The organism is Zunongwangia sp. HRR-M8 (assembly GCF_027594405.1).
In the GTDB taxonomy this organism is placed as follows: domain Bacteria; phylum Bacteroidota; class Bacteroidia; order Flavobacteriales; family Flavobacteriaceae; genus Zunongwangia.
The window spans coordinates 2,075,817-2,090,500 of the sequence record NZ_CP115161.1 but is presented as its reverse complement, the minus strand read 5'-3'; the positions used below and the strand labels follow the sequence as shown (position 1 = coordinate 2,090,500).

The 14,684-nt window shown below is 32.5% G+C and carries 13 protein-coding genes and 1 riboswitch; of the genes, 6 read left to right on the top strand and 7 right to left on the bottom strand.

Annotated features, from left to right (window positions below; translation table 11 throughout):
• Positions 1–239: 239 nt before the first annotated feature.
• A complete protein-coding gene (locus tag PBT89_RS09055) occupies positions 240–1,349 on the top strand; it encodes a GAF domain-containing protein (RefSeq protein WP_270061613.1) in 1,110 nt (369 codons plus the stop codon).
• A 530-nt stretch (positions 1,350–1,879) separates the two neighbouring features.
• On the opposite strand, the gene PBT89_RS09050 is transcribed toward PBT89_RS09055, so the two are convergent.
• From PBT89_RS09050 to PBT89_RS09040, 3 genes are all read right to left on the bottom strand, one after another.
• Entirely contained in the window at positions 1,880–4,813 is a 2,934-nt protein-coding gene (locus tag PBT89_RS09050) for a DEAD/DEAH box helicase (protein ID WP_270061612.1), read from the bottom strand.
• Positions 4,814–4,938: 125 nt separating this feature from the next.
• Positions 4,939–5,793 (bottom strand): IS3 family transposase, encoded by an 855-nt coding sequence (locus tag PBT89_RS09045; protein WP_270061611.1) that lies wholly within the window; start codon positions 5,791–5,793, stop codon positions 4,939–4,941.
• Positions 5,790–6,161, bottom strand: a complete 372-nt coding sequence (locus PBT89_RS09040) for a transposase (protein WP_270061610.1) — start codon at positions 6,159–6,161, stop codon at positions 5,790–5,792. The genes PBT89_RS09045 and PBT89_RS09040 overlap by 4 nt, the downstream gene beginning before the upstream one ends.
• Before the next feature lie 217 nt (positions 6,162–6,378).
• Positions 6,379–6,472, top strand: a riboswitch (TPP riboswitch).
• 71 nt (positions 6,473–6,543) lie between these two features.
• Between PBT89_RS09040 and tenA the strand changes: the two genes are divergently transcribed.
• Both tenA and hxpB read left to right on the top strand, forming a co-directional pair.
• Positions 6,544–7,206, top strand: coding sequence for a thiaminase II (tenA, locus tag PBT89_RS09035; RefSeq protein ID WP_270061609.1), 663 nt, complete (start codon positions 6,544–6,546; stop codon positions 7,204–7,206).
• Complete coding sequence (gene hxpB, locus PBT89_RS09030; protein ID WP_270061608.1) at positions 7,203–7,865, top strand: hexitol phosphatase HxpB; 663 nt, start codon at positions 7,203–7,205, stop codon at positions 7,863–7,865. The genes tenA and hxpB overlap by 4 nt, the downstream gene beginning before the upstream one ends.
• 164 nt (positions 7,866–8,029) lie before the next feature.
• On the opposite strand, the gene PBT89_RS09025 is transcribed toward hxpB, so the two are convergent.
• From PBT89_RS09025 to PBT89_RS09010, 4 genes are all read right to left on the bottom strand, one after another.
• Positions 8,030–9,283, bottom strand: a complete 1,254-nt coding sequence (locus PBT89_RS09025; RefSeq protein ID WP_270061607.1) for a hypothetical protein — start codon at positions 9,281–9,283, stop codon at positions 8,030–8,032.
• A gap of 49 nt (positions 9,284–9,332) precedes the next feature.
• Positions 9,333–10,883 carry an IS1182 family transposase gene (locus PBT89_RS09020; RefSeq protein WP_270061606.1) on the bottom strand — a complete coding sequence of 517 codons (1,551 nt, stop codon included), beginning with the start codon at positions 10,881–10,883 and terminating at the stop codon, positions 9,333–9,335.
• Positions 10,884–11,055: 172 nt separating this feature from the next.
• Positions 11,056–12,243, bottom strand: a complete 1,188-nt coding sequence (locus PBT89_RS09015; RefSeq protein ID WP_270061605.1) for a hypothetical protein — start codon at positions 12,241–12,243, stop codon at positions 11,056–11,058.
• Between the two features lie 93 nt (positions 12,244–12,336).
• Positions 12,337–12,729: a helix-turn-helix domain-containing protein gene (locus PBT89_RS09010; RefSeq protein ID WP_270061604.1), complete on the bottom strand. Its 393-nt coding sequence runs from the start codon at positions 12,727–12,729 to the stop codon at positions 12,337–12,339.
• A 171-nt stretch (positions 12,730–12,900) separates the two neighbouring features.
• Here PBT89_RS09010 and PBT89_RS09005 point away from each other — a divergent pair, with 171 nt between their 5' ends.
• From PBT89_RS09005 to PBT89_RS08995, 3 genes are read left to right on the top strand one after another with little or no spacing between them, the layout of a single operon-like run.
• Positions 12,901–13,770: a hypothetical protein gene (locus PBT89_RS09005; RefSeq protein WP_270061603.1), complete on the top strand. Its 870-nt coding sequence runs from the start codon at positions 12,901–12,903 to the stop codon at positions 13,768–13,770.
• On the top strand, positions 13,751–14,170 hold the full coding sequence (locus PBT89_RS09000; protein WP_270061602.1) for a hypothetical protein: 420 nt from the start codon (positions 13,751–13,753) through the stop codon (positions 14,168–14,170). Before PBT89_RS09005 ends, PBT89_RS09000 begins: the two co-directional genes overlap by 20 nt.
• On the top strand, positions 14,145–14,498 hold the full coding sequence (locus PBT89_RS08995) for a hypothetical protein (protein WP_270061601.1): 354 nt from the start codon (positions 14,145–14,147) through the stop codon (positions 14,496–14,498). The genes PBT89_RS09000 and PBT89_RS08995 overlap by 26 nt, the downstream gene beginning before the upstream one ends.
• Positions 14,499–14,684: the final 186 nt, after the last annotated feature.

Genomic DNA, 14,684 nt, shown 5'->3' with positions numbered 1-14,684 from the left:
TTCTTTTGAAGTTAGTTTATTCTTCAACTAATAAATAATGAATAGCAAAAGTAAAGATTACCTTTTCTATAAATTACGCAATTACACTTCAATTTAAATTATACACGAAAGTTCAGTAAATAGTTCGATTTTATAAATTCATACGAACTGAAAATGATCCTTTTCTAAAAAGTTCACGATTTTTTTATATTTTGGAAATTTCATAGAGTTTGTAGAAATAAGCTTATAATATTTTTGCTATGGATGAATTTGCTCGCCTTGAAGATTTGGATAGTTATGAAATTTTGGGGACAGATCCCGAAAAACAATTTGATGAGATTACCCATTTGGCTTCTGTAATTTGTAACACTCCCATTTCTCTTATTAGCCTTATAGATAAAGATCGCCAGTGGTTTAAATCTGTTTACGGCATCGATCTTAAGGAAACTCCGAAAGAGGATGGCTTTTGCCATTATTTGCTAGATGGAATATCTCCGCTATTTGAAGTTGAAAATGCAGTTGAAGATTCACGCTTTAAAAACAGTCCATTAGTAGAAAATTTTCCGCATATCGGTTTTTATGCAGGAGCTCCTATCAAAAGTTCTTCAGGACATGTTCTAGGGGCTTTATGCGTTATAGATCAAAAGCCAAATAAATTAAATAATAACCAGAAGAAAGCATTGGAGATTTTGGCGAAGAAGACAACTGACTATTTAAATATAAGGAAAGCTCTAATTAATCAAAGAAGATCTATTGAATTTAGCGCTATTAGATTAAAGGAAATACTGGATAATACGCCTGGTGTCATATTTCAATTTACAATTAATAAGAATTTTGAAATCAACTTTGATTTTATTAGTAAGGGAATTAGAGAGGTACATACCGATCTTAGTTTAGAACAAATGAAAAAAGAACCTAAGATCTTTTTAAATTATATTCATCCGGAAGATGTTGTGGAATTTAGAAAAAGTATGAGAAAATCTGCATCTAATTTAAGTTCTTATAAATTTAATTTTCGTGTGGTTTCGAATTCGGAAAAAATAAAATGGTATAAGCTGCGTGCCACACCAAAAAAAATTGAAGGGAGAAAGATGGCTTGGTTTGGTACGTTGACAAATATTTCAGGGATTATGGAGTATGAAACTATTCTAGAACAGATAACTTATGATATTTCTCACGTGATTAGAAAACCGCTAACAACTTTACTTGGTTTGAATGAGCATTTAAGAAATAATTCTAAATTAACCGAGGATGATCTGAGAGAATATGCTGATATGTTTAACATAGTTATTGATGAACTTGATATTTTTACTAGAAAAATAGATCAATTTTATCAATTAAAAGTGGTAGACCATCAAAACCGCATTTGAAATTAAATGATACTCCAAGAATTAAACATGTATTTTACTTGAGATTTTAAAGATACATTCCTTAGTCCCATTTAATGATCGGTTTAATATATCATTTAGAGGTTTGTGAAAAAGTCCTGATTTAAGGTAAGAAATAAATGAAGAAAAAGCATTTACCGAATCATTCACTGAATAGAACCATAACCTTTGGTTTTAGATGGTATGCCGTAAAACAAAAAAAACACCGAAAATACTTGATTTTCAGTGTTTTTTCTAAATTTTGATACTTAGTTCGTCGGGGTGGCAGAACGCTTATAACATTCTAAAACCCGCAGTATTTAATAGGTTTCCCATGGTTTCCAATTTCGGAACTCACGATTAACTCACATTATAATTAGAACATATTGAAGTTTTTTGGTACTTCATTTGGATAAAGATATAGAAAAAGTATTATTTAAGAAAATAAGTAAAGATTAGAATTTTAAACTTTCGATTATTTGGGAGGAGGTTCAACTTAGTTCTTTGTTGTACGCTGTTTTGTTACGTGAATTTTAAATAGATCCAATTACAGCTAATTCTGCTCCTGCTTGTTGAACAGAACTATCTAAGTGAGCCAGTACATTACTAACTTTTCTACCTTCTTTATTTGGGTTCTCTAATAATTTCCCTGAGATTCCTGGTTGAACCAGAACGATTGTATAGTTGAACATGTAATCATTATTTAATAATTCCATAAGTTCTTTATATTTCCCTTTAACAAATTTATCTTCTTTGCCATTTAAGCGTTTTTTTAATTTTTCTATCAGTATTTTCTTATTTGATAGCCAATTAGTGCATCGAATACATTGGGATAAAACTTCATCAACATCTCCAACACGAAGAGAAGGTTTTCCACCTGCTTTTTTAATGTGATAAAGGATAAAATTTATTTTACCATTATCATTTTTTACAGCTATATAATCGGCCAACTCAAAAGCGCCATGGTCATATAAGATAAAATCTAAGGAATTATCTTTCTGCAGCTGTGATTTTATACCGTCGTGAATAGATAAAGATTTAGATGCCTTCATATCTTTTTCATTACTGAAGAACTCTGTGTAAATGTCGATATTTTCTTTCTCCCAATTTAGAGACCGAAAAATTTTCATATCAATATTGAAAACATTTGCATCAGGTATTCTATATAGTTCATGATCAATTATATTAGAAAAATCACCTAAGATAAACTGTATCGAATTGTTATTTAAGTAATCTTCAAAAGATTCACCATCACCAGTATAAACTTGTATGTTATCTGGTATAATTAGTTCAAAATGTTCCTTGAAATTGTAAGAGATTTCAAAAGAAAATTTTTCTGAGCAGAAATTAATCTTCGCATTACTTTTGTCCTTTGACAAGTTTTTAGGTTCAATATAACATTCAAAAAAACTAATCTCATGAATTAATTCTTCGTTTTCTAAAATCTTAAGTTCAAATGGATCAGCATAGGTGTCTTTGTGCCATGAGGCATATATTATTTCCTCTGGGAATTTAGAAATAATTTTACCATTTGCCAGATAATCATAGCCAGAGTTAGTTCGAACTTCTCTTTCGCTATTAATTTTAGTTCCTAAACTTTTACACCAATTAATTAAAGTTGGGATTTGTTCATATTGGTGTGACCACACTTTTGAATTACTGCTATATCCAATAGTTTTTTCTTTATTGTTTTCTATAGCTTTAGTAAAAATGTGCCCGGCAAAGTGTAATTTGGCATCACTTGGTTTTACTTTACTTCCAGTATTTTTACCTGAGAACTGTCGGTACGATTCTCCATCTTGAGGACTACGGTTTCCCATTCCTAAACTGAAAATTTCTAAACCTGACATATCTAATAATATTTTATTAATTTCAGATTTGGATAATTTTTCAAAATCATCTCCTGTAAATACTTCTCCTATCAACTTATAAGTACCTTCTGATCTAATTGAAGATGAAGTAATAAATAGTAAGTTTTGAGTTTGATCATAAAATATTATGAACATATGATGTTTATGATCGTCTAAATCGTGGGTTCTAACCCATTTTGGTTTTATATCTTCCCTTGTTACAAAAATTACTGCTTGTAAATCCTCACTAATTTTATGATATAGAATTTGATGCCCGTTAATTGGTAAATCTTCATTAATCAAAAATGTATTGGCTCTATAAATTTTTATGTGGAAATAGGGATAGAGATTGAACATTGAAAAATCAGTTTCACCTTCTTGCTCTTCTACTGTTTCAAATGTATCTAAAGATTGTTTAATTTCGTCAATTTGATCAATTGCTTCATCACTTATTTCATGAATGATTTTTTGCCAAATATTTTCTTCATGATATAGGTTACGTTTTGTAATTTGTATATCACTTATTGGAGCAATGAATTTCGCATCACCAATGCTTTTAGAATTTGTTCTAGCAAAGCGACCAATAAATTGTAAAGTTATCGGTAACGAACCGTGTGGTTTATGTATTGCTGCAATTTTTAAATTGGGAAAATCAAAACCCTCACCAAGCATATTGTTACAGATTATGCCATCCAGCTTATCTTCTCTTAAATCCTTGATAGCCTTTTTTATAGTCTTATATGTATAAGAGCTATTTACAATTTTTAAATTAAGGTTAGTTTTTGCCTTATACAGCCCCAGAAGTTCTTTAGCGTGATCTTTACCTTCTGTCCTAATCATTAATTTATGATTGATTTTAGGTTTAGAATTGTCATCATTAAAAACTTTTTCAGCTTCTTTAGCAATTGCTAAATCTATTGAAGAGTTTCCCTTACTATTGACAGGGATATAACCGATATCTCCAAATATTCCATCTTTATAAGCCTGTGAAAGTGAATATTTGTAAATAATTTTTCCTTCCACTTCAAGTTTGTCATTTCTAAAAGGAGTTGCAGTAAAAAAGATTTTCTTCGCATTCTTAAAATATTTGATTGTCTTATTCCAAGTTTCAGCTGTAGAATGATGAGCTTCGTCAACAATTACCAAATCAAATAATTCTTCAGGAGGGGGATTATTATTTTTTATAGAATTGGAAATATTTATAGGTATTGTCACTACCACATCAAAATTCCTCATTTTTTCCCATTCATTTTTCTGTTTTAAACTCCCTCTAAGTTCCATTACTTCAGGAGTTTTGACATCTTTAGAAAAGACTTTAATATTCTTTAAAGTTTTTAAAGTGTCAAATTCTTCAAATATTTGACCACGAACAAGAACGCTTGAACTTAATACTAATACTCGTTTCGATCTTAAAACGAACGGAGCCATATTAATTACTCCTGTCTTTCCAGATCCAGTTGGCATTACAATTAAACCAATAGTTTCTTGATAAATTGTGAAGTGTGCCGCAATTGAATGAATAGCTCCAAGCTGAGCATTTCTAAGACCTTTTGAACCTTTTAACTTGTTGTTTACTGGATAAGATATTACTGGATAGAGGTTTTCGAAATAAGACATTTAAATTGGGTTGATCTATTTAAGACCCAAAAGTTAGTTAAATTATCTTTATAAAGACCTTATTTCTAAACTATTGCATCAAAAAAATGTCTAGTCCTAAAATATGGCTACAGGTTAAAATTGATTTAAGCTGTTAATTTATAAACCATATTTGGTGTTCTATAGTCTAAAGATAAATGTAATCTTATTTGATTATACAAATTAATTGCATTTTTTGTAGCCCTTTTTGCATGTTGCAGGCTATCCAAGGTCTGATCGAGATAGAATTCGTCTTTTAATATGCCATTTAGACGTTCTGCCATGGCGTTTTCATAGCAATGGTTTTCCTCGGTCATACTGATTCCTATGTTATTTCTTTTAAGGATTTGTGTGTATACATTGCTGCAATACTGAATACCTCTGTCAGAATGGTGTATTAGCCCGGTAGTATCTTTAGCTTGATATAAGGCTTTGTTCAAAGCTCTCTGACAGCCTTTAAGTTCTAGGCTATTGCTGATGTCATAACCAACTATTTTACGACTGTGCATATCTGTAATTAGCGCCAGGTAACAAAAGCCCTTTATGGTCCTTATATAGGTAATATCACTTACCCAAACTTGGTTGGGTTTTGTTACTTTAAGGTCTTTGATATTGTTTTTGTATTTGCGGAACCTGTGCAATGAGTTGGTGGTTCTGGAACTGTATTTTTTTCTAAGTGTAAGCATATTATGTTTTCTAAGAATGTTGAATAAGGTATCCCTGCCTATTTTTAAATCGGCATTTGTAAACTCTTTGCTCAGTGATCTGGTCAGTTTTCTAACCCCTTCTCTGGGAAGGGATCTGCGCCTTTTCTTGACAATGTCAACAACCTTATTTTCTAGTTCTGAACGTTTGTTTTCTCTACGTTTGTATTTATAGTAGGCGTCACGTTTAAGACCAAAATAGGCTGTTATGGCTGAGAGGGATGCAGATCCTCTGGATTTCTGCTTGGCCTTGATCAAGGCTTGATACTTAGTTTTTTTTTAAGTTCAAGCACTGATTTATAGCCCAGCTGTTCTGCTGCCACTTCAAGATAAGAATCTTCTATAAGGGCGTCCATATCCTTTTTCAAAAGAAGTTTCTTCAGCTGTTCAATTTCTTTTTGAAGCTGTTTGATACGTGTAATCTCATCTTTTGTTTTCACAGTCACTCTGGTGTTCATAAGGTCTTTACGGTTATATTTTCTGACCCACTCATTGATGGTTGTTGGAGCAATGCCGTAAGCTTTCCCTAGTTGATACTTGTTTAGTTTTCCTGCCGTAAGTTCGTCTAAAATTTTTAGTTTGAACGATTCGGAATACCGTCTGATTACTCTGTCATTTTTATACATAATGTTTGAAATTATGTAGCCTTTATTCAGGACGGGTCAGTATGAAGCACAACGGTATTGTATACCCGTCAGTTGCGGGAATTAGACAACTAAGATAGAAAAAATCCCCGACTTTTATGCTTGCGCGGTTGTGTCCGCAGGACACAAAGCCGCAATTGCTGGTATACGGTGTTGTACACAGTATTTCTATTCAATTTACTTAATAAATACTATATTTGTCAAGCTTTAGGGGTATTCTATATAAGAATTGAGAGAGTCCCTTTGAACCTGATATGGTTAACACTATCGTAGGGAAAAGTCTAGTAATTAATGAGAGAGAACTTCCTCTTTTATTAATCAGACCTATCTATCCATATTTTTATTAAATTAAATTGTATAAAATATGACTTGGTCAGATAAATCTTGGGAAACAATTAAGCCTATTTTTAACTCAATTTTAAAAATGCCTTTTATTCAGGAATTGATGAATGGTAATTTAGATAAAGAAAAATTTAAGTTTTATATGCAACAAGATTCGAAATATTTAGAAAATTTCGGAAAAACTTTATCCTTACTAGCATCAAAAAGTTATGATGTCAAAGAGACAATATCTCTTATTCATTTTGCTGAAACTGCTATTATAGCTGAAAGAGAATTACACGAGTTCTATTTCAAAGACTTTAATATTGTTCCGTCAAATATTATTGAGCCTTTAATTCATCATTATACAAGTCATATCAAAGCTGTTTCTTCATTCGAATCAGTTGAGATTGGAATGGCTTCAGTATTGCCTTGCTTTTGGATTTATAAAAAAGTGGGGGAATATATCTATGAAAATCAGAAAAGCAAAAATAACCCGTATCAAAAATGGATTGATACATATGCAGGTAATGACTTTGATTTAGTTGTTAAAGATGCAATTGATATTTGCGATAATTTTGCTTTTAATGCATCGACAAAAATTCAAGCTCGTATGACAGAAGTTTTCATTACATCTACAAGATTGGAATTTGAGTTCTGGGATTCATCATATCAAATAAAAAAATGGAAAGAGTTTAAAAAATGAAAGAAGAAATAAAAGCGGTAATTTTTGATATGGATGGTGTTCTGATTGATTCTGAACCTTTTTGGGAAATTGCAGAAAAAAAAGTTTTTGGCTCATTAGGTGTTAGTCTAACACCTGAATTATGTAGTCAAACAAAATTTATGACCACAATTGAAGTTACTAAATTTTGGTACGGTTATTATCAATGGGAAGGTAAATCATTTCAAGATGTTCAAAACGAAGTTATTGAATGCGTGAAATTGCTGATTAAAAAAGAAGGGAAAGAAATTAAGGGAATAAAAGGTCTTTTGAAATTTATAAAAACTAAAGGATTTAAAATAGGCCTCGCAACAAATGCACCATATGAGCTAATTCCAGTTGTTCTTGAAAAATTAAATATATCTGATTATTTCGATTTTTTTACATCTGCCGAATTTGAAAAAAAGGGTAAACCAAATCCAGCAGTTTATTTGTCTGTTGCTAAAAATCTGAAAATAAATCCTAAAAACTGTGTTGTTTTTGAAGATTCTTATTCTGGTTTATTGTCAGCAAAGAGTGCTGGAATGAAAACTGTAGCATATCGTCCAAAAAAAGAAAACTTAATAATGAAAGAAAAAATTGAAGATTTCGTAATTCATTCATTTTCGAATCTAAATTCAATAAATAGAATTTTCATTTAGTGACGGATGTTTTTTTATATTGTGTACAACGTGTTTGTATAAGATTAGTTGCGTGTTTAAGCACTAAAGTTAGCAAACAAATCACAGATAGAAAGTCTGAGAGGACTTTCGTAAGCAAGCTAGAAACTAGCAATTAATTTTATACGGTGTTAGGTAACGTTTAATCATAAGGAATCAGTTACTTCAAAATCTCCTGAATTAAAGTACGCTTTAGGGAAGTTACTTTCTTTCCCGTCAATCGTTGGCCAAATAGGATTCGTTGAGAAATCACTTTCACAATTTTCATAAAAGAAAGTAATTAAATCGTTAGAAACATTACAAACAGTGAAAATTGAATCTCTGAAATATTCCTTATATAATTCCGTGTGTTCGATTGATTTCTGATGTATTATTTTATTTCTGAGTTTCTCAAGTCTGTCAAAGTTGGCAAAAAACTTTTCTTTTTCAATAGGGTCAGTTTCGTATATGTCTGGTAATATTTCTTTAATCTTAGTTTTCAATGGTAAAAGTCTCTCGATAGAGCTTCCTTTGAACCTTTTTTCATAATGAACTCCAGCTTCTTTTTTTATTTCAAAATACTCATATTCTTCTGGAATACTAAGGTTTACAAAAGCTTCAATAGTAGTATAAGTGAATACAATAGAAGTTTGGATTTGTTCTATGAAGTCACAAATTATTTTAGAGCTTTCTTTGATGTCATCAAGAGAGTTTTCAATATTGTCACGTGTCTTAATTTCTTGAAGTAAACGTTTAGCTTCATTTTGAGATTTATTCGAAACGGATAATAATATTGCGATATTGTTCGGCGTAAAATATGAAATTTTCTTATTCCCAATTTTAGCATTTTCTCCCTCTAACATAAGAGCTTCTCCAGAGCCATCTTGAGAGACAAAATGAATTGGACGTTTAAGTCTCTCGTTGAATATTTTAAATTTTTCTGGATTTGCGGAAATAACTAAAGATTTTTTGTTACTTGAATTGGTTGGGGTAATTTTTGGAATTTCAGGTTTATTTCTATTGAGTTTAATAGAACCGAATGTTTTGCCGAATAATTCAGGATGTGGTTTAATTACATCATCAATAAATTTATGCAAAATGATATTATAAAGATGAACAGGTAACTTATCACCTTTAATTAAACTTATTATATCATAAACAACAAGACAGTTATCCTTAATTCCAATATGAACAGTTCCAGCAAATACCTCTTGATCAGATTTTTCTTTTGTATACTTAAAATATGTGGACGAAAAAGAAGCTAATTCATTTTCTTTTAAGTTTTTATTCTTGGTGAATTCTTTCGATAAGATTGATTGTTCTTTCCAATCTTTTAGTTTTAATTTCTTCAATTCAGCAATAAGAGAAATCAATTTTTTTTGATTGTTGAATTCTATTTTCAGATCTCTATAGTGTCTCATAGTGAATGTTACCTAACGGCAGTCTGTCTCAAAACTACCTGATTTGGTCTTAAAAATAGTTGAAATTAGGATTGAAAACAAATGCACTACTTTCTGTTTCCTTCTGTTTTGGCTCGGTTAAAGCTTTATTTCTTCTTATAGCGGCTTTTATAAGCTTTTTTAAGCTTAAAAAGAGGTTGAATATTAGTTCGTTAAGGTCGATTTTACTGTTGAAGAGTCTTCTTAAATTATAGGCCAGTGCGATGAGTCCAAAGTCGGCTGAAGCTGCTTTAATGCCTCTTTTGGTCATGATATGGTCAAAGCCCCATTGTCGTTTCATGGTGCCATAAGGATGCTCGACCAGTGCCTGTCTTTTTTTATAAAGCTCTCCGCTTTGTTCAATGCGCTTGGCATTGCCCTGGATGCTTTTGGTAAATTGAGTACGCTGGATGATTTTACCGTTGGCTTTAGCTGTGGTACAGTGGCTTCTTACCGGGCATTGTTTGCAGGCTTTGGTCTTGTATTGTTTAAAGGTATAGTTTCTAGCTTTGTACCAGGAGCCATTGCTGGATAAAGTATTTCCCTGGGGGCAGGTATAGGTATCCTCATCAGTATTATAGGTAAAGTTTTCAGCGTTATAACGAGGATCTGGTGCCTGGCTTTTACGTCCAATGGCCGGAATGGCCACCAGGGTATTGATACCCAGACTATCGGCAATATAAAACTCGCTTCCGGTATGGTAGCCTTTATCATAAAGCGCGGTAAAGGTATTGGTTCTTAAAATAGCTTTAGCTCTTCTAAGCATGGTACCCATTGCTTTTTTATCATTTTGATTGGTGAGTTTGTAATCAATGAGGAACTTATGTTTGGCATCTACGGTAGTTTGCGCGGTGTAGCATACCTCGGTAACGGTTCCCCTTACAATTTGATGCCTACTATCAGGATCAGAGGTTGATCGTTGTGGATTTTCAGAAGAAACATCATTGTCCAATTCTTTTTGTATTGCCCAGTATTTAGTCTGTTGCTCTTTACGTCCTTTAATTTGCTCTTCAATTTCTTCGGTCTTTTTCTGGTCGCCATCAGCTATGGCTAGTTCCTGGTTATGCTCTTTGAGCTTGTTATCAATATAGTCGAGATGCCGCTGGATTTTCTTTTTGTTGTAGTTGTTCTTTTTGCTGTTCTGTGCCCTTAGTTTGGTAGAATCCCCAGCGATAAGGGTTCCCCCGATCAGGTTGAAGTTGCGGGCAATGGACACACTTTGGCGGAATACCTTTCGGATGGCCTTTGGGTTTTCTTTTCTAAAGCGGGCAATGGTATTGTGATCGGGTTTCAGGTTTTTAAGCAGCCAGATCACCTCGATATTTCGCTGGCATTCTTTCTCCAATCTTCGGGAAGATCGCATCCTATTCATATAGCCGTAGATAAAGAGTTTGAGCAGGTCTGCTGGATGATAGGGCGGTCTTCCCTGAGAAGCTATGTTTTGAAAGCCCATTTGGGATAAATCTAGCAAGTTTACGAATTGATCGATGAGTCTTACGCTATTATCCTGGGGGATCATATCATCCAAACAGGTCGAATAAAGGCTGAGCTGTTCGCGGTCTTGTCCTTGTTGATATTCCATATCCTAAAGATACGGAATTCTTAGGTTTTGAGACAGTCTGACGGCTCCGGTTATAGACAAGTAGCGGGAGTAGGGACGTGAATTTGTCGGCTTAACCTTTTGTTTCTTGGTTTACTAAATTAAACTTTTTCGGAAAAACCCGCTATTTGCTATAACCGATGTTAGGTGCTGGCTATTCCTCATTCAAAATCTTTCTAATTAATTTTAATGAGCTATGATATTCCAAATCATTTTTAAGATTCTTTTCCATATGATTTATCTCAGCTAAAACCTCTTTATTTTTTTTGCATTTATCTCGAAGTAAACCACCAAAAAATTGAAAATCAGAGTAACTTCTTTTGTGACCAAGTTTGCCAAGTTCGTAATGGTAGCTCACTTTTATCTTAACATCAGTTTGAACCATCTTATTTACTAATGTGAAATCATTTTCTGTAAAATTCTTAAATAAAGTTTCTTTAGTTTCAGTCATTGTTGATTCAAATATTCTCTTTTTAAAAGCGTATTCAAACTCTTCCAATGTTTCATCTAACCAAGAATTCAAATCTGTCAAAAATTGATCTACGTTATTTTGATATCTTTTATGTTCATTTCTTCTTCTAAAAGATTCCAATAAATGTTCAGGTTCGTATATATAATAACTGTTAAAAATTTTTTCAAAATCAACAGCAGTTAACTTTACAATGTCTTCGAAGGCCTGAGCTTTCAGTACCTTTTGAAGGTTTTCCACCCTTTTTTTAAATCTCTTTAAAATCTTCTTACACTTTTTAATTACCTCTTCTATATAAGTTTTTAAAAATGAGTAGTGTCTGTTAATTATATCTTCAATCTTATACGATAGTTTTTCAAAAGAGTAATTATTATCAATGTGGTATCTGGAATATGCAATTTCATTGCTATTAGAATGAATATCCATTAAAACGGAAGATTTTAAAACTTCTATTCTTTTACCATTATGCTCGATTCTTATCTTTCGAATAGGATGGCCTACTAATTCATTTCTTAAGTTTCGATTTATGCTGTAATCCCCATCTTCGTAAAGTTGACCTTTTGATATTTTACAACCGAATATTCTTAATAATTCCAGAATTAAATCTTGTTGAATATAAATTGCCTGTAGAAGACCAATGTGGTACGAAAAAGCGCTTTGAAAATTATCCGTTTCAGTATTGTTTTCAATTACTTCTAAAGTATCTCCAAGGTAGCTCATTAAATTGCCGAAGGATGTTGTTTTTATATCATCTTTATCAAAATTAATTTCATTTCTGCATTTTTGGTAATCCCACAAGTAGTGAGTCCAAAAATCAGAAATTTTGTCAAGCTTAAATTTTATTTCTTCAATCATTCTTGGAATAGCTTGCACCTAACTTGTTTTATAAATAAAAAAGTGCCGAATTACCTAAATATTAATCCGGTTATCGACACTTTTTTCAAATCTTATATATTTTTTTCTTCACTATTTTTTTTCCAATAATTTCTCCAAATAAGCCACCTTATCCTTTTCCGCTTGAACCAAACGCTCATAAAGTTCAACGACTTTATCTAAAGGGTTAAACGTACAGTGAAAATTATTTAATGGACCGTTATTCACACTGTTATCGTTGAAATTATTAATATTGTGAAAAATCGATTCCTCGGAAAAATTCTCAATAGCCTCTCTACTCACCCCTAAAACTTTCGCCACTCTTTCCAACTTTTCATCCTCAATATGCTCGCTTTGTTCTAAGCTGGAAACACTCTGTTGGCTGATTCCTAATTCTGCGGCAAGGGTTTCTTGCTTCATTCCTCGAAGTTCTCTGATTCGGCTGATTTTTCTACCGATATGACTGGTTTTTGTTGCTGTGCTCATAATCTCAAATATAAACATTCTTTTTAAAAGTTGCACTCCTCACTCTTTGCAGTAAAAAACAAGTTCTTTATTGTTTTTTACTGATTATTTTGGTTCGCTACGGTCGCTTCTTTTTAAAACTTGAAGGCTCATTGATCATCACTGAAGTTTAACTTTAACACCTTTTGATCTATGCTTACCAACTTGCATTCACCCAAAGTTATAGAATTTGCGTTAACCCAAATTACGGAAATCCTCAAAAAACATATCGAAATTACAAGTTTATACTATTTCGGTATGCAATCATCGGCACAGGGAACTCATAATTCTTTGAATAATGATGCTTCCAAGAAACAGCAACACTATCATTTTTATTTGCTGCTACTTAGCAAACATATTAGCCCAAATGCTGTTGCTAACCTTTCAGATATTGTCTTTCAGGAATCGGGCGGTAAATATACTATTAGCTTATTACTCTATATGCCTAAGCAACTTATAGCAGCTTCGGATCACAATAAATACTTCTTTTCTAAAATAATCCAATCAGGTGGTTTGGTTGAGGGTGCTCCCTTTGAATTAGCTCCTTTACGACTCAGCCAAATCCCTGAACTGGATATTACGGGCATAATCAACTACACACAAGATCGAATCGCAATAGCCAAGCATTGTCTAAACTTAAGTTTTAAGAAAGAAAACGCTGGAATATTAAGCGCTCATTTAATACGATTGTCTTTTGAGCAACTTTGCTTAGGAACTATTTATGCGTTTCTGCATTACCATCCGCAACATCACCATCCGTTTTATCTTTATAAACTTGTTCAATTTAGCCATGAAATACCTCCCAATATTTTTTCAGAAAACCTATTTGAACAGTCCCCACTAAAAAGCATCTTTTGCTTTCATCATACTGAACTTCGCTATAGAGGTAAGTCTTTATTCTCAGTAGCAGACCTTCACATGGCGCATTCTTATTGTCAATGTCTTTTAGATTATCTCTTGCCAATTATTAATCACCAATTACAAACTTTAAAATCAGCATCCCATGAAAACGAGAAAACTTGACCAACTAAAATTGAAACAGCTAAAAAGAATTGGAACGACCGAGTATGGTTTAAAAAAAGAAGAAACCAAACGTCATACGTATAGAAGCGCTACCGTTCGCTTTGGAGATCATACCGATTACGTAATGCGTATTAGATCATTATTGGAAGTCTGTGTCTTAGCCTTAGATGGTGAAGGCGATTTTTATTCTAAAAACTTAAGCCACCAAAGTAAAAATTCCAGTGTCCAATTAGTCATAAAAATGGTCATTGAACTAATGCCAGATGGAGATATGTTTCAATTGGAAAAAATTATAGCCATACTGGAAAATGACACAGACTATATTCATTTCCCTAAGAAACTCAAAAAACAAATCCTTAAAAACCAAGAACGCTATGAAAAAAGAAAAACTCATCAATAAGCTTCAGAAATTTAAGCAAGATCATATGTTGCATTTAACCCCTGATACCAGTAGAAAAGGAAAATGTTATAAGGGGACTTATAGAGTTGATAGCCACTTGGATCTCATGTTTTTGATCACAAACCTAATTAAGGTATGTATTGTAGCATTAGAAGAGAATGAACAATTATGTGATCTGGAAGTACCCAATCCCAAATATAACGTTATGGAAGTACTTCGTTTTGTAACCCAGCTTATACCATCGGAAGAATTAGCTTTAGTCGATAAGCTCTCGGAATTATTGGAAGATATAGAACTAGAAAATAAAGTAGCTACGGAAAATTCCTAACATTGGTTGCTACATAGGAAGTGTACACCAATTTTAAATAGGTACATTGTATCAAATTGCGTGCTAATTCAAGATGTGTGTCTGTGGACACAATCTTGGTTGCGCCCCATGGTTGCAACGAAAAAAAAGAGATGTTTATGGGGTTAGTATTATTTGATTCCATTTACTTTTTTTATCCAGAGCATT